General features: G+C 69.1%; 18 protein-coding genes. 12 read left to right on the forward strand and 6 right to left on the reverse strand.

Annotated features, from left to right (window positions below; translation table 11 throughout):
- Nucleotides 1-194: 194 nt before the first annotated feature.
- Together ABD197_RS06555 and ABD197_RS06560 are read right to left on the reverse strand one after the other, a co-directional pair.
- Nucleotides 195-2,309, reverse strand: a complete 2,115-nt coding sequence (locus ABD197_RS06555; protein WP_344052812.1) for a S9 family peptidase — start codon at nt 2,307-2,309, stop codon at nt 195-197.
- Between the two features lie 26 nt (nt 2,310-2,335).
- Nucleotides 2,336-3,955 carry an MFS transporter gene (locus ABD197_RS06560; protein WP_344052814.1) on the reverse strand — a complete coding sequence of 540 codons (1,620 nt, stop codon included), beginning with the start codon at nt 3,953-3,955 and terminating at the stop codon, nt 2,336-2,338.
- A gap of 238 nt (nt 3,956-4,193) precedes the next feature.
- Here ABD197_RS06560 and ABD197_RS06565 point away from each other — a divergent pair, with 238 nt between their 5' ends.
- The 5 genes from ABD197_RS06565 to ABD197_RS06585 all read left to right on the forward strand — a co-directional run bounded on the left by ABD197_RS06565 (nt 4,194) and on the right by ABD197_RS06585 (nt 8,820).
- A complete protein-coding gene (locus ABD197_RS06565; protein ID WP_344052816.1) occupies nt 4,194-5,423 on the forward strand; it encodes an inorganic phosphate transporter in 1,230 nt (409 codons plus the stop codon).
- Nucleotides 5,420-5,755: a peptidase gene (locus tag ABD197_RS06570; protein ID WP_344052818.1), complete on the forward strand. Its 336-nt coding sequence runs from the start codon at nt 5,420-5,422 to the stop codon at nt 5,753-5,755. Before ABD197_RS06565 ends, ABD197_RS06570 begins: the two co-directional genes overlap by 4 nt.
- Nucleotides 5,756-5,787: 32 nt before the next feature.
- Complete coding sequence (locus ABD197_RS06575; RefSeq protein ID WP_344052820.1) at nt 5,788-6,702, forward strand: phosphodiesterase; 915 nt, start codon at nt 5,788-5,790, stop codon at nt 6,700-6,702.
- 125 nt (nt 6,703-6,827) lie between these two features.
- Nucleotides 6,828-8,306: an aspartate ammonia-lyase gene (locus tag ABD197_RS06580; RefSeq protein ID WP_344052822.1), complete on the forward strand. Its 1,479-nt coding sequence runs from the start codon at nt 6,828-6,830 to the stop codon at nt 8,304-8,306.
- A gap of 85 nt (nt 8,307-8,391) precedes the next feature.
- Nucleotides 8,392-8,820 carry a DUF4190 domain-containing protein gene (locus ABD197_RS06585; protein WP_344052825.1) on the forward strand — a complete coding sequence of 143 codons (429 nt, stop codon included), beginning with the start codon at nt 8,392-8,394 and terminating at the stop codon, nt 8,818-8,820.
- A gap of 52 nt (nt 8,821-8,872) precedes the next feature.
- On the opposite strand, the gene ABD197_RS06590 is transcribed toward ABD197_RS06585, so the two are convergent.
- Nucleotides 8,873-9,739 (reverse strand): fumarylacetoacetate hydrolase family protein, encoded by an 867-nt coding sequence (locus tag ABD197_RS06590; RefSeq protein ID WP_344052827.1) that lies wholly within the window; start codon nt 9,737-9,739, stop codon nt 8,873-8,875.
- A gap of 64 nt (nt 9,740-9,803) precedes the next feature.
- On the opposite strand from ABD197_RS06590, the gene ABD197_RS06595 reads away from it, so the two are divergent.
- The 3 genes from ABD197_RS06595 (at nt 9,804) to ABD197_RS06605 (ending at nt 12,310) form a co-directional block, all read left to right on the forward strand.
- Nucleotides 9,804-11,036 carry a PrsW family intramembrane metalloprotease gene (locus tag ABD197_RS06595; protein ID WP_344052829.1) on the forward strand — a complete coding sequence of 411 codons (1,233 nt, stop codon included), beginning with the start codon at nt 9,804-9,806 and terminating at the stop codon, nt 11,034-11,036.
- A gap of 182 nt (nt 11,037-11,218) precedes the next feature.
- Nucleotides 11,219-11,587 carry an FKBP-type peptidyl-prolyl cis-trans isomerase gene (locus ABD197_RS06600; RefSeq protein ID WP_344052831.1) on the forward strand — a complete coding sequence of 123 codons (369 nt, stop codon included), beginning with the start codon at nt 11,219-11,221 and terminating at the stop codon, nt 11,585-11,587.
- Nucleotides 11,588-11,743: 156 nt separating this feature from the next.
- Nucleotides 11,744-12,310, forward strand: a complete 567-nt coding sequence (locus ABD197_RS06605) for a YceI family protein (protein WP_344052833.1) — start codon at nt 11,744-11,746, stop codon at nt 12,308-12,310.
- A gap of 49 nt (nt 12,311-12,359) precedes the next feature.
- On the opposite strand, the gene ABD197_RS06610 is transcribed toward ABD197_RS06605, so the two are convergent.
- The gene (locus ABD197_RS06610) at nt 12,360-13,310 is read right to left on the reverse strand and encodes a DMT family transporter (protein WP_425561003.1); all 951 of its coding nucleotides are present in this window, start codon (nt 13,308-13,310) and stop codon (nt 12,360-12,362) included.
- A gap of 88 nt (nt 13,311-13,398) precedes the next feature.
- On the reverse strand, nt 13,399-14,709 hold the full coding sequence (locus ABD197_RS06615) for an MFS transporter (RefSeq protein WP_344052835.1): 1,311 nt from the start codon (nt 14,707-14,709) through the stop codon (nt 13,399-13,401).
- Between the two features lie 153 nt (nt 14,710-14,862).
- Here ABD197_RS06615 and rpsO point away from each other — a divergent pair, with 153 nt between their 5' ends.
- On the forward strand, nt 14,863-15,132 hold the full coding sequence (gene rpsO, locus ABD197_RS06620; RefSeq protein ID WP_017830938.1) for a 30S ribosomal protein S15: 270 nt from the start codon (nt 14,863-14,865) through the stop codon (nt 15,130-15,132).
- A gap of 76 nt (nt 15,133-15,208) precedes the next feature.
- Here rpsO and ABD197_RS06625 read toward each other — a convergent pair whose 3' ends face one another.
- Nucleotides 15,209-17,779, reverse strand: coding sequence for a winged helix-turn-helix domain-containing protein (locus ABD197_RS06625; RefSeq protein ID WP_344052837.1), 2,571 nt, complete (start codon nt 17,777-17,779; stop codon nt 15,209-15,211).
- Nucleotides 17,780-17,894: 115 nt separating this feature from the next.
- Here ABD197_RS06625 and ABD197_RS06630 point away from each other — a divergent pair, with 115 nt between their 5' ends.
- Genes ABD197_RS06630 through ABD197_RS06640 form a run of 3 tightly spaced genes read left to right on the forward strand, consistent with a single transcriptional unit; the run spans nt 17,895 to nt 19,846 of the window.
- Nucleotides 17,895-18,116 (forward strand): hypothetical protein, encoded by a 222-nt coding sequence (locus ABD197_RS06630; protein ID WP_344052838.1) that lies wholly within the window; start codon nt 17,895-17,897, stop codon nt 18,114-18,116.
- Nucleotides 18,113-19,438, forward strand: a complete 1,326-nt coding sequence (locus tag ABD197_RS06635) for a DUF1254 domain-containing protein (protein ID WP_344052840.1) — start codon at nt 18,113-18,115, stop codon at nt 19,436-19,438. The genes ABD197_RS06630 and ABD197_RS06635 overlap by 4 nt, the downstream gene beginning before the upstream one ends.
- Nucleotides 19,439-19,492: 54 nt before the next feature.
- Nucleotides 19,493-19,846: an SHOCT domain-containing protein gene (locus tag ABD197_RS06640; protein ID WP_344052842.1), complete on the forward strand. Its 354-nt coding sequence runs from the start codon at nt 19,493-19,495 to the stop codon at nt 19,844-19,846.
- Nucleotides 19,847-19,864 lie beyond the last annotated feature (18 nt).

Here is a 19,864-nt window from a genome sequence, read left to right on the forward strand (position 1 = left end):
CCGGGTCGCGCGGACTCAGGGCGGTTCGCACGGTCGCGGGGCGGCTCGCACGCTCGCGGGGTCGGCTCGCACGGTCCCAGAACAGGCGTTTCGGCGAACGCATGCTGATTAGGGGAGCAAACATCCTGCGTGGGCCGAATCTCCTGATCTGGGCGCAGGCGCGCGCGGGCGAAACCGTGGGTGGATGCCGCGGGTCAGGCGTCGGCGGCGCCCACGACGTCCAGCAGCCACGCGAGCTCGAACGCGCGCTCGCGCCACGCGTTGTAGCGCCCGCTGACGCCGCCGTGTCCGGCGACCATCTCGCACTTCAGCAGCGCATCCGCGCCGACCTCCCGGAGCCGGGCGACCCACTTCGCAGGCTCGACGTACATCACGCGGGTGTCGTTGAGGGAGGTGACCGCGAGGATGCGGGGATAGGTGACGTCGCGGACGTTCTCGTAGGGCGTGTACGACTTCATGTACGCGTAGACGTCGGCGTTGTGCAGGGGGTCGCCCCACTCGTCCCACTCGATCACCGTGAGCGGCAGCGAGGGGTCGAGGATCGTCGTGAGGGCGTCCACGAACGGCACATCGGCCAGGATGCCGGCGAACAGGTCGGGGGCGAGATTCGCGATCGCGCCCATGAGGAGCCCACCCGCCGATCCGCCCTCGGCGACCAGCTGCTCGGGAGTCGTGTAGCCCTCGGCCACCAAGTGACGCGCGCAGTCGACGAAGTCGGTGAACGTGTTGCGCTTGTGCAGGAGTTTGCCGTCCTCGTACCACTGGCGGCCCATCTCGCCGCCGCCGCGCACGTGCGCGACCGCGAAGATGACACCGCGGTCGAGCTCGGAGAGTCGGGGGACGGAGAAGCCCGGCTCGATCGAGTGCTCGTACGACCCGTAGCCGTAGAGGTGCACCGGACGCGCGGCCGCGCCGGCCTCGCCGAATGAGCGCTTCCACACGAGGGAGACCGGGACCTGCGTGCCGTCCTGCGCGGTCGCCCACACGCGCGCCTGTGCATAGTCGGCACTGTCGTAGCCGCCGAGCACCGGCTGACGCTTGCGCAGGAGCAGCTCGCCGGTCGCGACGTCGTAGTCGAACACCGTCCCCGGCGTGATGAACGAGCCGTATCCGATGCGGATGAGCGGCGGAGCCCACTCCGGGTTGCCTCCCGAGCCCACCGAGTACAGCGGCTCGTCGAATTCCAGCTCGGAGATCGAGCCGTCGCGGTAGGACAGCATCCCGAGGCGTGCCAGACCCTCGCGGCGGTAGCCGAGCACGGCCCAGTCCCGGAACGTGGACACACCGAGCAGTCGGTGGCCCGGCTGATGGGGCACGACGACGTCGCGCGGGCCGGTGGGGTCGGATGCCGATACCTTCACGAGTTCGAAATCGAGGGCGCCGTCGTTGTGCAGGATGAAGAGCACGTCTTCGCCGTCGATCACGGCGTGCGACGAGTCGTATTCGACCCCCTCCGTGCGCGGCCACACCAGGCGTGGCGCGGAGCGCAGGTCGTCGGCATCCACGAGCCATTCCTCGGAGGTGATCGATGACCCCATGCCGATCACGAGGTAGCGGTCGCTGCGGGTGAACCCGGCGCCGAGCCAGAACCGTTCGTCCGGTTCGTGGAAGAGCTTCACATCGTCCTCGACGGGCGTGCCGAGCTCGTGCAGCCACACGGTGTCGGGGCGCCACGCGTCATCGACGGTGGTGTACACGATGAACCGGCCGTCGGGGGAGAAGGTCGCACCGGCGAACGTGTCCGGAATCACGTCGGGCAGCTGCTCGCCGGTCACGAGATCGCGGACCCGCACGGTGTAGCGCTCATCCCCGGCGACGTCGACCCCGTACAGCATCCGGTCGCCGGCGGTGGTCACCTCGAAGCTCCCGAGCGAGAAGAACTCCTCGCCCTCGGCTTCGACGTTGCCGTCGAGGAGGACCTGCTCGCCCGGAACCGGGGTATCGGGGGAGAGGACGGGCGGGGTCCAGTCGTCGGGCGAGGTCAGCGGTGCCCGGCACTGGATGCCGTACTGGCTGCCCTCGACCGTGCGGCCGTAGTACCACCAGTCGCCGCGGCGCGTCGGCACCGAGAGGTCGGTCTCGAGCGTGCGTCCCTTGATCTCGCCGAAGATGCGCTCCTGGAGCGGGGCGAGGTGCGCCGTGCGGTCCCGCGTGTACGCGTTCTCCGCTTCCAGATGCGCGATGACCTCCGGGTCCTCCTTCGCGCGGAGCCACTCGTATGCGTCTTCCACGTCGTCGCCGTGGTGCCGGCGGACGATGGGCTTGCGGGGGGCGACGGGCGGAAGGGCGGAAACGGCGTCGGTGGTCACCGCTCCACGCTAGCCGAGGGCGCCGCTCACGCCTTCTTCGCAGCCGTTTCGCGGGAAGCTCTGACCGGCGCCTCGTTCGGGATGCCGCGCGAGAGCAGCAGCGAGAGCACGGCGAACAGGATGAGACCGAACAGCGCGACCCGCAGCGCGGACAGCTGGGCGTCTGTGTAGATCTGCTGCAGCTGGCTCGCCTCGTCGCTCGTGAGTCCCGCGTCGGTGCCGATCTGCTCGACGCTCGCCGCCGGCACGATCTCCACGCCGCCGGAGGTCTTCTGACTGATCGTGGTCTTGACCGCATCAGGCAGCGAACTCTGGGCGACTCCGCCCGCGAACGACGTCGCGAGCGCACCGATCAGGATCGATCCGATCAGCGCGGTTCCGAGCGACGAGCCGAGGTTCTGGAAGACGCCCTGCAGGCCGCCGACCTCGCTGGTGTCCTTGATCGTGACCGCCGACATGTTCACGTTGCCCAGCTGCGAAGCGAGGAGGCCGAGGCCGCCCCCGGCGAAGAACATCCCGGCCGCGAACGCGATGCTCGCGAGCTCCGGGTCGACGGCGGTCAGCAGCAGCAGGGCGCTCGCGACCAGGATCCACTGCCCGACCCGCACGATCCGCCGCGGGGACCAGCGGGCGGACAGGCGCGTCCCGAGGATCGAGAACACGATGAGGGCGATCGACAGCGGGAAGATCCGGATGCCGGTCTCCAGCGCATCGAGTCCGAGGGTCATCTGCAGGTAGACCGGGACCATGAAGAAGAGACCGGCGGTGATCGCGTACTGGGCTCCCAAGACGCTCAGCCCGCTGCGCAGCTGCCGGAGGTTGAGCAGCTCGACGTGCAGGAGCGGTTCGCGGCCCTTCGCGACCAGGTGGCGCTGGCGGGAGAAGAACAGCACGAGCAGCACGGCGCCGACCACCATGAACCACGCCGACAGGGAGATGCCCAGGGGTTCGATGGCCACGCCGCCGATCACGGGGGAGTTGAGGGGGATGATCCATCCCCACGTCTTGCTCTGCAGCATGCCGAAGACGATGCCGACGAGACCCGCTGCCGACAACAGGACGCTCAGCACATCGATGCGCACGGCCTTGCGCGGCGAGGTCTCGGCGATCTTCCGCGCGGACAGCACGACGAAGAACATGATGACGACCTCGGCGGCGAACACGTAGCGCCAGCTGAAGTACGTCGTCACGAAGCCGCCGATGAGGGGACCGGCGGCGACCGCGGCGCCGGAGACCGCACCGATCGTCGCGAAGGCCGTGATGCGGTCCTTGCCCGAGTAGTTGTCGGCGATCAGAGCCGCGACCGCGGGGATCACGAGCACCGCCCCGAGGCCTTCGATCACGGACCAGCCGAGGAAGAGCACCGCCATGGACGGGCTCAGCGCCGTCGTGAGGGATCCGATCGCGTAGACGATCGAGCCGACGATCAGGGCGCGCTTGCGGCCCCAGATGTCACCGAGCTTGGCGCCCAGCAGCATCGTCGCCGCCATCGTGAGCGTGTAGAACGTGATCGCGCTCTGCATCGCCGTCACGCTGCTGTCGAGATCCTTCACGACGGTCGAGATCGACACGTTCATCACGGTGCCGTCCAGCACCATCACGAACTGCGCCGCGCCCAGCACGAGCACCACGAACCACTTCTTCATCGCCGGCATCCGCTCCCGACCCCGCCGAGGCACGGGATCGTGCCCATTCAACACCCTGCGCGAGCGCCGCTTCGTCACCCCTCGCGAGTGAGAGGAGCCCTGTCGAGTTGACCGGGCGCGGGGGTGGTGTAAGGATTCTTCGTGGCCGGTTGCCGGTTCCTTAATTCGCCGTGAACTCTTCGTTCGCACCGCCGATCCCGTCGGCACCCCTTTCTTTCACTCTCTCGGAAAGCGAACGGTGGAGACCGCAACCCTGATCGTCGTGCTGGTCATCGTGCTGGCCCTCTTCTTCGATTTCACCAACGGCTTCCACGACACGGCCAACGCGATGGCGACGCCGATCGCGACCGGAGCCCTCAAGCCCAAGATCGCCGTGCTGCTCGCGGCGATCCTGAACCTCGTCGGGGCGTTCCTGTCGACCGAGGTGTCCCAGACGATCTCGCACGGCATCATCCGCGAAGACCAGATAAATCCGAACGCGTTCCTGCCGCTCATCTTCGCGGGCCTGATCGGCGCGATCACCTGGAACATGTTCACGTGGCTGCTGGGGCTTCCGTCCAGTTCGTCGCACGCCCTCTTCGGCGGTCTGATCGGGGCGACGATCGTCGGCGCGGGCTGGATGGCAATCGATTACAGCGTCGTGCTCAGCAAAGTGATCCTCCCTGCGGTCCTCGCGCCGCTCACGGCGGGGCTCATCGCGTTCACCGCGACCCGTATCGCCTACGCCGTCACGCGTCGATACGACACCAAGCCCGATGGTCGCGACGGATTCCGCTGGGGCCAGATCTTCACGTCGTCCCTCGTCGCGCTCGCGCACGGCACGAACGACGCGCAGAAGACGATGGGCGTCATCACGCTCACGCTCATCATCGCGGGCTGGCAGAGCGGTGCTCAGACCGAGCCGCAGCTGTGGGTCATCCTCGCGTGCGGCATCACGATCGCGCTGGGCACCTACATGGGCGGCTGGCGCATCATCCGCACGCTCGGCAAGGGGCTCACCGACGTCAAGCCGGCGCAGGGCTTCTCGGCCGAGACGTCGACGGCATCGACCATCCTGGCCTCGAGCGCACTCGGCTTCGCCCTGTCGACCACACAGGTCGCCTCCGGTTCCGTGATCGGCTCGGGTCTCGGGCGGCGCGGCTCCACCGTCCGCTGGCGGACCGCGGGGCGCATCATGGTCGGCTGGCTGTTCACCCTCCCTGCGGCGGGTGCCGTCGGCGGTGTCATGGCGTTCATGGCGGCATGGCTCGGCGGGGTCGGCATCCTGATCGACGCGATCTTCGCGGTCGTCGTGATCCTCGGCATCTACCTGCTCTCGCGCCGCAACGCCGTCACCGCGGCGAACGCGATGAGCGAGGTCGCCGAGTCCGGAACCGCGGTCAACGTCACCCACAACCCTCCGCCCACGCGTCGCCAGCGCGCCGCGCAGAGGGCCGCGGAGCGTCGTCAGAAGGAGGAGGCGAAGTGAGCATCTCCATCGACTGGTTCGCCTTCGTCCAGGTCTTCCTCGCGGCGCTTCTCGCGACCGTGCTCGTCGTCGGCTTCTACTCGCTCGGTCTGAGGCTCCTGGTGCGCGCAGGTCGCGTCCCCGTCGTCGCGCCCGCGGAGTTCACCGACGCCATCACGGTCGTGACCGAGAAGGAGCAGAAGCGGGCGGCGAAGGCGGCGGCGAAGGCGGCGAAGAAGAACCCGCTGACACCGGCGGAGCGGCAGATCGCGGCGATCGGCGCGTACCTGTCCTTCGGGCTGTGCGGTCTCGCGGTCCTCGGCGGACTTCTGCTCATCGTCTTCAACCACTGAGCGGCGTCGGGCACCGCGCGTAGGCTGACGCCATGACGGATGCCGCAGCCGCGCAGTTCGGCCAGTACCCGCCCGCGCGACGGACGATCCTGCACGTGAGCGATACGCATCTGCTCGGCGGCGATGTTCGGCTCGGCGGACGATTCGACACGGCGGCCAATCTCCGCCGCACTCTGGATGCGGTGGAGGCGCTCGGCATCCGTCCCGACGCGATCGTCTTCACGGGCGACCTGACCGATCTCGGCGAGCCCGAGGCGTACCGGGCGTTGCGCGCGAGCGTCGAACCCGTCGCCGCCCGCATCGGCGCGCCGATCGTGTGGGTCGCCGGCAATCACGATGAGCGGCCCGCGCTGCGCGCAGAGCTTCTCGGTCTCGAGGCAACCGAAGAGCCCGTCACGGCCGTCCACGACCTGGACGGGCTTCGCCTGATCGTCCTCGACACGACGGTTCCGGGTTGGCACCACGGCGACCTCGACGACGCACAGCTGACGTGGTTGCAGGGTGTGCTCGCCATCCCGGCGCCGCTCGGCACGATTCTGGCGATGCACCACCCTCCGCTCCCGTCGCACGTCCCGCTGTTCGACATCCTCGAGCTGCGCGACCAGCCGCGACTGGCTCGGGCGATCGCCGGCACCGACGTGCGGGCGATCCTGGCCGGACACCTCCATTACTCGACCAGCGGCACATTCGCCGGCATCCCGGTGAGCGTCTCCGCGGCCACGTGCTACACGATGGATCTCGCGCGCCCCGCCGCGGAGGTCAACGGGATGGATGCCGGGCAGTCGTTCCATCTCGTGCACGTGTACGACGACACGATCACCCACTCCGTCGTCCCGGTGGTGGAAGCGACGACAGGAGACTTCTTCTCGGCGGAATGGGTGCGGACGATGGCCGCGCTCACCCCGGCCGAGCGGCTCGAGGCGTTCTCCCGCAAGCCCGGCCGCTGACTTCGCCGCGTCGTACAGTCACTCCGAGGTTGTTGTCCGTGACGTACGGATGCCGGACGAAGGCACCCGGGTAACCTCGAAGCATCCCTTCACATCGCCGTGACCGACCCACGAGGACCCCACACATGGCTCTGGACGCAATGACGCGCACGCGCATCGAAACCGACTCCCTCGGATCCATGGAGATCCCCGCAGACGCGTATTGGGGGATCCACACCGCGCGCGCGCTGGAGAACTTCCCGATCTCCAAGCGGCCGATCTCCGTCTACAAGGACCTCGTCCGCGGGCTCGCGATGGTCAAGCAGGCCTCGGCGCGCGCCAACCGCGACATCGGGACGCTCGACCCGTTCAAGGCCGACCTGATCGACCGCGCCGCACAGCTCGTGATCGACGGCCAGTATCACGACGAGTTCATCGTCGGAGTGATCCAGGGCGGCGCCGGCACTTCGACGAACATGAACGCGAACGAGGTCATCACCAACATCGCGCTCGAACTCGCGGGCAGGGAGAAGGGCGATTACGCCTTCCTGTCGCCGATCGACGACACGAACCGCAGCCAGTCGACGAACGACGTGTACCCCACCGCGATCAAGGTCGGGCTGGGGCTCGACTTGCGGAGCCTCCTGGACGAGCTCGATCTCCTCCGCCGCGCGTTCCTCGCGAAGGCGGTTGAGTTCCACGACATCCTCAAGGTCGGGCGCACCCAGCTGCAGGATGCCGTGCCGATGACCCTCGGGCAGGAGTTCAACGGGTTCGCCACGACGCTGGGCGAGGACCACAGCCGGTTGAAGGAGAACGCCTACCTGCTCTGCGAGATCAACATGGGGGCCACCGCGATCGGGACGGGGATCACCACCCACCCCGACTACGGGCGGTCCGTGCTGCACCACCTGCGGGAGATCACCGGCCTGGATCTGGACACCGCGACCGACCTCGTCGAATCCACGAGCGACACCGGCGCGTTCATGTCCTTCTCCTCCACGCTCAAGCGCAACGCGATCAAGCTCTCGAAGATCTGCAACGACTTGCGGCTGCTCTCCTCCGGCCCGCAGGCCGGCTTCGGCGAGATCAACCTGCCGCCCCGCCAGGCGGGCTCGAGCATCATGCCCGGCAAGGTCAACCCGGTGATCCCCGAGGTCGTGAACCAGGTCGCGTTCGCCGTCGCGGGCGCGGACCTCACCGTGACGATGGCGGTCGAGGCGGGCCAGCTCCAGCTGAATGCGTTCGAACCCGTGATCGCCCACTCGCTGTTCCAGTCGATCACCTGGATGCGCCGCGGGATGCACACCCTGCGCGTGAACTGCGTCGACGGCATCACCGCCAACACCGAGCGCCTCGGCGCGATGGTGGGCGCCTCCGTCGGAGTGATCACCGCACTGACCCCCTTCATCGGCTACGCCGCCGCCGCAGCGCTCGCCAAGACGGCGCTGCTGACGGGCCGCAACGTCGCCGATCTCGTCGTCGAAGCGGGCCTGATGTCGCGCGAAGAGGTGATCAAGCAGCTCTCCCCGGCACGTCTGTCGGGGCTGGAGACGATCACGGCCGCGATCCCGATCGTGCGCGCCGGTGCGGCGGAGACGGGGTCCATCCCGACGGACCACTGAGCCTGGGGTGTGTCGGTCGGTGACAGGTCATGGTGTGGCGCGCTAGCTTCGAAGCGCACCGCTTCCGTTTGAGAGGACCTTGATCATGACCGATCCGCAGAACCCCGACGTCCCGCCCGCCTACAACCCGCCGCCTGCCGCGCCGGCGTACTCGTCCGCTCCGGCCGCTCCGGCCGGCGCGCCCGCGCCCGGAGCTCCCGTGCCCGGCAAGACCCTGGGCATCGTCGCGCTCGTGGTGGCGATCTTCTTCAACGTCATCGGTCTGATCCTGGGCATCGTGGCGCTCGTGCAGAGCAAGAAGGCCGGGTACAAGAACGGCTTCGCGGTCGCGGCGATCATCGTCGGAGCCGTGCTGACCGTGATCGGGATCATCGTCGCGATCGTCGTGATCGGCGGGATCATCGCCGTCGCCGGAGTCGGCACGGACGCCATCCAGGCGTGCGAGGCGGTCGGGTACTCCGGTACCGTCACCGTGCAGGGCGTGACCGTGGACTGCAACACGCTGAACCCCTGACCGCGACCCGACGAAACCCCGCCGCTGAACCTGCGGTGGGGTTTCGCGCGTTTCAGTCCAGAATGCGGCAGTGCGTGGTCAGGGCGCCGATCCCGTCGATCCCGACCGTCACGGTCGAGCGGTCGCGGAGGAAGACCTGCGGGTCCCGCGAGTAGCCGGCGCCTCCCGGACTGCCGGTGGAGATCAGCGTCCCCGGCAGCAGGGTGGCCGAGCGCGAGAGGTGCGAGATGAGCGTCGACACCGGACGCACCATCTGCCCGGTCGAAGCGTCCTGCAGCAGGACGCCGTCGAGCTCGGTCCAGATGTGCAGATCCTGCGGATCGGGGATCTCGTCGGCGGTGACGACGAACGGTCCGGTGGGGGTGAACCCGTCGAAGGACTTGCACCGTGACCACTGCGCCTCGGAGTATTGGATGTCCCGGGCGGTGATGTCGTTGACGACGGTGTACCCCCACACGTGGGACAGCGCGTCCTCGGGGGCGACGTCCTTCGCCGGCGAGCCGATGATGACACCGAGTTCGGCCTCGTAGTCCACCGACTCGCTCAGCACCCGCGGCCACGTCGTCGTGGCATCGTGCGCGGACAGGGAGTTCGGCCACAGCACGAACACCGTCGGGGTCGAATCGGTCTTGAGTCCGAGTTCGCTGGAGTGCGCGGCGTAGTTGAGCCCGATCGCGAGGATCACGGGGGGAGTGAGCACCGCCGAGGCGTACGACAGAGCGTCGAGCGGATGCCGCACGGCGGCGTCCGGCGCGGCAGAGCGCACCCGCTCGAGGAGTTCGTCGCCGCCCGCGATCAGTTCTTCGAGGAAGCGCGGAGCGCCGGGCCACATGTCCTCGACGAGGATCGCCACCTCGTCCTGAACCAGCGCGAGCCGCGCATCCTCGGACCCGGGCGGGATGACGTGGGCGAAGCGCATCCTTCCACGCTACCGGCCCGCCGGCGCCTGCGCTCTCGCCCCACGTCGCCCCTAGGCTGTCCGCATGACGTTTGACCCGGCGCGCCCGGACGGGCCCGATCCGTCTCCGCGCCCGACTCTGACCCCGCCCGTGTTCGCCTCGGCGCTCGCGCAGCCACGCGTGTCGCACGGGGCTCAGATCGCCGCCGCCCCCGTCTCGCCTGCCGCCGTCCCGGTCACTCCCCGGGCGGGACGGACCGCCCCGATCTGGATCGTCGGGATCATCGTGCTGCTCCTGGTCGCGCTCGTGGGGTACTTCCTCACCGCGATCGGTCCGGCCGCGTCGCTGATCGGCATGGTGCTCGCGCTCATCCCGCTCGCCGGTGTCCTCGTGGCCGTTCGGCTCGTCGACCGATGGGAGCCCGAGCCGCGTGGTCTCCTCATCCTCGCTGTCGCATGGGGCGCGGTCGTTGCCGTCGGCATCACCCTCGGCGTCGACCTCGCCCTGAGTCTCGTGCTCGGGGTGGAGGACTCCCCGATGGCGGATGCCTTCTCGGCGGTCGTGCAGGCGCCCATCGTGGAAGAGTTCGCGAAGGGCCTCGGCGTCTACCTCATCTTCGTCACAGCCCGGCGCGCGTTCGACGGACCGGTGGACGGGATCGTCTACGGGGCCCTCGTGGGGGCCGGGTTCGCCTTCACCGAGAACATCCAGTATTTCGCGGTGAGCTTCATCGAGGGCGGCGTCGCCGATGCGTCCGCGACCTTCTTCGTCCGCGGCATCCTGTCGCCGTTCGCCCACGTGATGTTCACGAGCATCACCGGGTTCGCCCTGGGGCTGGCCGCGCGCCGCGGAGCACGTGCCGGCCGCGCCGTCGGCCCCTGGGTCCTCGGCATGATGGGCGCGATGATGTTGCACGCGCTCTGGAACGGCTCCGCCGTCTTCGGGGACTTCTTCGGGCTCTACCTGACCTTGCAGGTTCCGCTGTTCGTGGGCTTCATCCTCGGGATCGTCGCGTTGCGTCGCGAAGAGGCCCGACTCACGCGATCGCGGCTCGGAGATTACGCCGCCGCCGGATGGTTCACCCCGCAGGAGGTGGACATGCTGGCGACCGGTTCCGGCCGGAAGGCGGCGCTCGCATGGGCGCGGACGTTGCGGGGTGACCGTACGCCCCTGATGAAGCAGTTCATCGCCGACGCCACGGCGCTCGCCGCGGCGCGCCAGCGCGCCATCACCGGGCGGGATCCGAACGCGCGGGAGGACGAGCACGTTCTGCTCACCCGGACGGCGGCCACTCGCGCGCAGATGTTCGCGCTCTGAGGACGCCGGTGACAAGACTCAGCGCCCGGGTCCGCGGCAAGGCCTGCGTGACATCCGGGCGCTGAGTTGGCCTGCGTCCAGACTGGCGCGCCCGGGGGTCCGGTGTCAAGGATCAGCCCGGCGATCGCCCTGGTTCGAGGCTGCGCTTTGACCGCAGGAGAGCACTCGGGTTGGATGGTCTCATGACTGATGACCGTACCAAGCCCGAGATCGACGCCCCGCAGGGCCCCGCCCCCGACGAACTCGTCATCCGCGACCTCATCGTCGGCGACGGCGCTGAGGCCAAGGCCGGCGACACCGTCACCGTCCACTACGCCGGCGTCGAGTACGAGTCCGGCGAGGAGTTCGACTCCTCCTGGAATCGCGGGGAGAGCATCCAGTTCCCGCTCCGCGGCCTCATCCAGGGCTGGCAGGACGGCATCCCCGGAATGAAGGTCGGCGGACGCCGTGAACTCGTGATCCCGCCGCACCTCGCCTACGGTCCGGCCGGCGGACACTTCCTGGGTGGGAAGACGCTCATCTTCGTGATCGACCTCATCGCCGTCGGCTGAGTCCGACACCCCAGAAGACCCGGATGCATCGGCATCCGGGTCTTTTTCCATTCATGGGAATGGATTCGGCGAGCCCTCGGTTGGAGGAGGAGACGCGCCGCGCTGCCGGCACCACTCGAGCTCGGGACATCCCGGCCCGCACAACACAGGAGAGTCATGACCGACACCACCACCACCGCCCTCGAGATCCCCGGTTACCGCGCCGGCACCTGGATCCTGGACCCCAGCCACAGCGAGGTCGGGTTCACCGTCCGGCACATGATGATCTCGAAGGTGCGCGGCCACTTCGCGGTGAAGAGTGCCACGCTCATCGCCCCGGAGAACCCGCTCGAGGCCAAGGTGGAGGCGCACGTGGACGCCGCGTCGCTCGACACGAAGGACGAGGGCCGCGACCAGCACCTGCGCTCGGCCGACTTCTTCGACGTCGAGACCTACCCGTCGATCGACTTCGTCTCCACCGGCGTGCGCATCGAGGACGGCGAGATGCTCGTGGACGGCGACCTCACGATCAAGGGCGTGACCAAGCCCGTCACGTTCGAGTTCGACTTCGGCGGCTTCGGCAGCGACCCCTGGGGCAACTACAAGGCCGGTGCGACGGCCAAGACCGTCATCAACCGCGAGGACTTCGGGCTGACCTGGAACGCCGCTCTGGAGACCGGTGGGGTGCTCGTCGGCAAGGACGTCACGATCACGCTCGACCTGCAGGGCGCCTACCAGGCCTGAGCCGTTCGCACACTATGGGGGGATGCTGCGGCATCCCCCCATCGTCGTCTCAGTGCGCGGCCGCGCGGCGTCGACGCAGCCGGTCCTGGGCGAGCAGGATCCCGAGGAACACGACGACCGCACCGACGGGTTCGTTCCATGTGATCGCCTCGCCGAGGACGACGATGCCCAACGCCACACCCACGATCGGGGTGATGTAGGTGACGGTCGACGCGCGGGTCGGTCCCCACGCCCGCAGCGTGTTCTGATTCCAGATGTAGGCCACGCCGGTGCCGAGGCATCCGAGCAGAAGGACGCTCCCGATGATCCACGGATCCAGCGCGACCGGCGTCTGCGCGATCGCCGGGGTCAGGGCCGCCATGATCGCTGCGGCGATGCCGATGTTCAGGAACGAGAACATCAGGGCGCTCATCCCGGTGTTCGAGACGAACCGCCGCATGTAGGCCAGGCTGAAGCCGTAGCACGCCGTGGCGCCGAGGATCGCCAGCTGCGCGACGAGGCTCTGGTCCAGATCGAGGCCCTGCCACGGCGCGATGATCACCATGACCCCGAGGATGCCGACCACGATGCCGAGGATCTGCACCGGCTTGAGCTTCTCGACCCGGAAAAGGAGCCCGGCCATCACAGCGGTCATGATCGGCGTGGTCGCGTTGTAGATGCTCGCGAGTCCCGAGGTGACGTGCTGCTGCGCCCAGGAGAACAGCAGGAACGGCACGACGCAGAACGACACCGCGAGCACGGTCATGTGACCCCACACGCGAAGACGACGCGGAAGACGCTCTCGACTCAGGGCGACGAACAGCCCGAGGGTCAGCCCGCCCAGGATCAGGCGGGACCACGCGACCTGCGCGGGCGAGAGGCCGCCCAGCGCGACCTTCATGAACAGGAAGCTCGAGCCCCAGATGACACCGGTGAGGATGAACTGCACAACGATCCAGCCCTGCCCGCGCACAGGGCGCTCGGTGAATGCGGGTGGGGCGATCGCGCGGGGAGTGGACACGCGGCGACTCTAACCCCGCCCCCGGACGCACGACATGGGCCACGGATGCGACGTCCGAAATCCTCCGATGGACGGCGGTCCCACGCGGTCAGGGCACCGGGTGGAGGGCGTCGTACGCGCGGAAGCGGGGACTCAGTCGCACCAGGATCGCGACGAGCCCGATGATCACGAAGCCGCCGAGCAGCGGCGGCACCCACAGTGCGGTGGCGGTGGCGAGCACCCCCGCGTACAGCGCGCCCACGCGCGGGCCGCCGGCCACCACGACGATGAAGATGCCCTGGAGGCGCCCGCGCACGGCATCGGGCACAGCGGACTGCATCATCGTCGACCGGAAGATCGCACTCACGTTGTCCGCCGCGCCGGCGACGGCGAGGGCGAGGATCGCGGCGACGAGCAGGGGGACGTTCACCGCATCCGCGTCGGCACCGCCCGGCGGCGCGAACCATCCGGCGGCGGCGGCGAGCAGCACCGCGCCGAAGAGGCCGATCGCGGCACCGTAGACGAGGATGGCCCGCTCGATGCCGACGCCGTGCCGGCGGACACGGCCCACGGGTCCGGAGAACAGGCTCGACAGGAACGCGCCGAGCGCGATCGCCGCGGTGAGCACGCCGGTCGTGACCGGGCCACCGCCGAGGACCAGCACCCCGATCGCCGGGAACAGGGCGATCGGCTGACCGAAGGTCATCGCGATGATGTCGAGCACGTACTGCAGGCGGATGTTGGACGCACTCTTCAGGAAGCGCATCCCGTCGCGCAGGGACTCCAGTCCCGGTCGCACCGTGACACCTTCCGGTCGGAGCGCAGGCAGAGTCCACAGGCCCAGGAAGAGCGAAAGCATGAGGACGACGTCGATCGTGTAGGTCCACGCGTAACCGGTGAACGCCACGAGGATGCCGGCCAGGGCGGGACCTGCCATGACCATGATCCCGACGGTGATGCCCTGGAGCGCGGCCGCCGCGGGCAGCAGGTCGCGGGGGAGCAGGCGCGGGGTGATCGCCGACTTCGTCGCCAGTACGACGGAGTTCGCCGCCGCGTTGACGACGCTGAGCACGTAGAGCCAGGCGACGGATTCCAGGCCGCCCCACGCGAGCACGGCGAGCAGCAGGGTGGAGACGAACGTCACGGTCGCGGCGATCAGGGCGACGATCCTCCGGTCGAACGCGTCTGCCAGCATCCCGCCGTACAAGCCCGCCGCGATCATCGGGAGCAGGCCCGCGACCGCGATCATCGAGACGGCGAACGTGTCCCCGGTCAGGGCGTACACGTGGAGCATGACGGCGACGATCGTCAGCTGACCGCCCAGACCGGACAGCGTCGACCCGATCCAGAGACGGGCGAACGCGGGGCTCGCCCGAAAGGGACTGAGGTCGATGAAGTGATGACGCTTCAGTCCGGGCATCCTTCGAGGTTATCCCGGTCGGACGCGCCCGGTCCGCTGCGCGGACGGGCTGCTGGTAGACTCTTCAGGTTGCCGTTCGATCGGCCGCGGATGAAGAGAGCTCGCGCAACAGGCGACGGGCACCGCGCAATGAGAAGGAAGGGGATCCCATCTATGGCACTCGAAGCAGACGTCAAGAAGGCGATCATCGAAGAGTACGCGACGCACCCCGGTGACACCGGATCCCCCGAGGTGCAGGTCGCGATGCTGACGCAGCGCATCAAGGACCTCACCGAGCACCTCAAGGAGCACAAGCACGACCACCACTCGCGTCGTGGGCTGTTCCTGCTCGTCGGCCAGCGCCGCCGTCTGCTCGGCTACCTCCAGGACATCGACATCGCGCGTTACCGCTCGCTGATCGAGCGCCTGGGGCTTCGCCGCTGATCGCGCGCCCCGCGTATATCGCACTTCTTCGAAAGGCCGTCCCGGTGTCGGGGCGGCCTTTCGCTTCGCCCGGATCTCACAGCAGCCCGAGGTCGGTCGCCCGCGTGACCGCTGCGCTGCGGTTGGGGGCGTCGAGCTTGCGGTAGATGTGCGCCATGTGCGTCTTGATCGTGTTGACCGAGACGAAGAAATGCGCCGCCAGTTCGGCGTTCGTCAGACGCGTGGGCAGGTACGTCAGCAGCTCGCGCTCGCGATCCGTGAGCGGTTCGGGGAGCTCTTGAGCCGTGCTCGAGCGCAGCTTCGCCCGCATGGCGCGGATGACTTCGGTTCGAAACGGCGTCGGAGTCCCCGGCAACGACTCCACGAGGCGCATCACTTCGGGCCCCGCCCACACGAACACGGAGACGATGCGCTGCTCCGCGGCGCGTTCCAGGGCGCGCGCGATCCGTTGCCGCGATTCGGCGCCGCGGCCTTCGACGTGCGCCAACCAGGCCGCGAGCACATCACGCTGGATCCGATCGATCGGCTCGTCCTGTGCGAAGGAATCCGCCGTCAGGAGCGCCCGCGCAGCCGGGGCGTCCTTCTTGGACAGGGCGCAGGCGATGACTTCGAACAGCAACGGCCCGGGAAGCGGGAGATCCGGGGTCGCCCGCGGCGTCGCGTCGGCGACGCCCTCGCTCAAGCGCTTGTCGCGCAGCGCGGCCGCCTCCAGGCCGGCGCGCACGATCGGGGGCGCCGCGACGGCAGGGGGTGGGACGGACTCCTGCAGGTCGGCAGCGCCGATGAGCACCGCGCCCAGGTGCGCGACCCACATGAGCTGCGTGCGCTGATTGGATGCCGCGCGCATCGCCCCCTCGTGCAGAGCGAGGGACCCGCGGTCGGGAGTGCCGCGGAGCACCGCGATGAGAGCGAGCGCCAGGTAGGCGTCGGCCGGCGCGGGATGCACGAGAAGTTCGCGGTCGCGCGCCAGTTCGAGCGCTTCGTCGGCGAGCTCCTGGGCGCGATCCAGCCGTCCGCTCAGCGCCTCCAGCAACGCGAGGGAGCCGAGCGTGTGCACGCGGTACACGGAGTACTGCCCACCCGGCGACTCGAGCCCGCGGGTCAGCCAGTTTCGGCTGTCCGGCCACTGACCCGCCAGCAGATGGGCACGTCCGCGGGCGACCAGGACCATCGTGTGCAGCAGACCGCGGCTGGTCAGTCCGAGGAGGTCGGGGATCGTCGTGTCCCGGTGCTCGTCCAGGAGTCGCAGCGCGACGCGGGCGTCTTCGAGTGAGACGGAGACCTGGGGTCTGAACTGCACGCGGGCAGCCAGGTACGCGTGGACGATGACGGCCAGGCCGGGGTCGAGGTCCGGGGCGATCGACAGCGTCCGCAGGACGTCCTCGGCGTGAGCGGAGTCTCCGCTCATTCCGAGCACGATCCCGTACAGCACTTCCGCTTCGGCCCTCCGGTGACGGACGGACTCGGGAATCGTGGCCAGCCATCGTGCGACCGGGGCGGTGCGCACCCGCTCGTAGGCCTCGCGCCCGGTCTTCAGCAGGAGGTCCAGCGCGGCATCCCACGAGTGGGCCCGAAGGTAGGTCTCGATCGCGTTCGGGATGTCGCCGTTCGCGACGTACCACTCGGCGGCGGAGGCGAGGATCCGCTGCTCCTCTCCGGGGAGCGCCGCGCGAAGCCGATAGCGCAGCAGATCCCGGAAGAGATGGTGGAAGCGGAACAAGTCATCGTCGTCGTCGAGCGGAACGAGGAACATCGAGTCGTCCTGCAGTTCGGCGAACAGCTCGGCCGCTCCGGTGACACCGAGCGTGGACTCCACGAGCGGTGCCGAGATCGTCTCCAGGGCCGACATGCGCAGAAGCGTCATCCTCCGCTCGTCGGACTGCGCCTCCAGCACCTCTTCGCTGAGGTACTCGGCGATCAGGCGATCGGTCCCGGCCAGGCGCTGCGCGAACTGCTCTCCGTCGACGTGGTCGCGCAAGCCGATCGCCGACAGCTGGACCCCCGCGGGCCAGCCCTCGGTGCGTTCCATGATGGATTCGACGGTCGCCGCCGACACGGCGTCGCCGGTGATCCGACGGAGGACTTCGGCGGCGACGTCCGCGTCGAAAGCGAGCTCGGCCTGGCGGAGTTCCAGCAGCGCGTAGCGCAGGCGGTGCCGGCTCCAGGCCAGGCGCAGGTCGACGCGGGATGAGAACACCAGGTGCGTCCCTGTCGGAACATGATCGGCGAGCCACCAGAGGTCCGCGAGGAGTGCCCGATTGGTCAGCAGCTGCAGATCGTCGAAGATGAGCACGTTGCCGGGACGCTCGGCGAGCAGCTCGACGAGGGCCGCCAGCAGCGGCGCGCCGAGTCCGCCGCCGCCGATCGTCAGCAGCGGAGCGAGCTCGGCCGCGGCCGGGTCGATCGTGCCGAGTCCCCGCAGCAGCCGGCGCAGGAATCTGGCCGGGTCATCGTCGGCGCGACCTGCTTCCAGCCACAGGAAGCGCAGGTCCGGCCTCGAGAGCGCCCACTGCGACAGCAGCACCGTCTTGCCGGCGCCGGCGGGCGCGACCAGGAGCGTCAACGGGGAACCCAGCGCATCGTCCAGCCGCGCGCGAAGAGCGGGGCGGTCGACGGCGTGCGGCGGCGGGGGAGGTGGGCTGATCATCCTCTGCTCGGCTCATCCGGTCGGGGGGAATCACCCCGGGGGGATGACGGAAGGGCTGCCCCCGGCCACCAGTATGACAGGGGGCGCCGCTCGGCCCCAGCAGAGGAGACGCCGCATGACGCCGCAGATGTTCGAGGTGGTCGTCCGAGGTGTCATGGGTCCCGAACTGAGCTCGGCGCTGGAGGGCTTCGTCGTCGAGTCGACCGGCGACGGTCTGACCCGGGTCGTCGGCGACATCCGCGATCAGCCGCAGCTTCTCGGGTTGTTGGGCGCCTTCGACGATCTGCACATCGAAGTCGTCTCCGTGAACCCTCTGGATGCCGGGAGAGATGAATGACAGGACTGGCGCCGACGGAGATCCACGCGCTCGCCGAGGACGCGTACTCGTACTTCTACCCGCTCGTGACCATGGACGTGAGTCGGATGCAGCTCACTCACATCGAGGAAGGTGCGCTCGGGCGGAGCCTGCCGAACACGTTCGCCCACGTCCGCGCGTTCCCGCCCGCGGACTTCCACAGCGTGGTGGCGCCGAACTTCGACACGCTGTACTCGTCGCTCTGGCTCGACCTGTCGGGCGGCCCGGCGCGGCTGACGGTCCCCGATGCCGGTGACCGCTACTACCTGCTGCCCTTCCTGGACATGTGGACGGATGCGTTCGCGGTGCCGGGCACGCGGACCACCGGCAACGGCGCCGGTGTGTTCGTGATCGTGCCACCGGGGTGGGAGGGCGAGGTGCCTGGCGATGCCACGGTGATCCAGGCCCCGACATCGGTGCTCTGGCTGATCGGGCGCACGCAGACGAACGGGCCGGCGGATTACGAGGCCGTCCACGCCTTCCAGGACGCGCTGCAGCTGACGGCGTTGGACGGCTCCGCGCTGTCGACGGCCGTCCGACCGCCCGTGGCACCGGCATCCGTCGACCTGTCGATCGCTCCGTTGGACACCGTCAACAGGATGCCGGCGGTGGAGTACTTCGCCTACGCCGCACGACTTCTCGCGCAGTACCCGCCGCATCCGACGGACTTCTCGATCGTCGCGCGACTCGCGCGGCTCGGGATCGTGCCCGGAGAGCCCTTCGACGCATCGGTTTGGGACGATCGGGCGCGCGAGGCGCTGGAGGCCGGCGCGAAGGACGCCCTCGCGCTGCAGGTGCGGCGTCTGAACGAGCTGGCCCGCATCGAGAACGGATGGAGCATCAACACCGACACGATGGGCGTCTACGGCAACTACTACCTCAAGCGCGCGATCGTGACGATGGTGGGACTGGGCGCGAATCCCGCAGAGGATGCCGTCTACCCGATCGTCGTGGCGGATGCCGAGGGACAGGCGATCGTCGGCGGCAAGGACTACGTGCAGCACTTCGCGAAGGATCAGCTGCCGCCCGTCCGGGCGTTCTGGTCCACGACCGTCTACGACGCCAGCGGATTCCCGTTCCCGAATCCGCTGGACCGTTTCGCGCTCGGCGACCGTGACCCCCTGACGTACAACGAGGACGGTTCGCTGGACATCTTCTACGGACCGACCGACCCCGGGGGAGCGGCCCAGGCGAACTGGCTCCCCACGCCGGACGGCCCGGTGCGCATCTTCATGCGGCTGTACTCACCGCGATCCGTCGTCCTCGAAGGCGGATGGGCGCCGCCGCCCGTCACGCCGCGCTGACCACCCCAAAACCACCGACCGCCGCCGTGAGCGGCCAGAGAGAAGGAGAAGGAAATGCCCCTACGTCGAATGGGACGCCCCGGTCTGATCGGGATGGCCGCGCGCACCGCCGTGGTCGCCGGCACCGCGACCGCCGTGAGCGGCAGCGTCGCACGTCACCAGCAGCAGAAGGCCCAGGGCCAGTACGAGCAGCAGCAGTACGAGGCCGCGCAGCAGCAGGCGCAGATCGACGCGGCCGCTCAGGCGGCGGCGGCGCAGTACGCAGCCCAGGCCGCGCCCGCGCCCGCCGCGGCGCGGGCCGGCGGCACCGACCTCGTCGCCGAGCTGCAGAAGCTCGCATCGCTGAAGGATGCCGGCATCCTCAGCGACGAGGAGTTCGCGGCGGCGAAGGCCAAGCTGATCGGCTGACGCCGGCCGGTCGCGCCT

It is taken from the genome of Microbacterium lacus (assembly GCF_039531105.1).
Taxonomy (GTDB): Bacteria; Actinomycetota; Actinomycetes; order Actinomycetales; family Microbacteriaceae; genus Microbacterium; species Microbacterium lacus.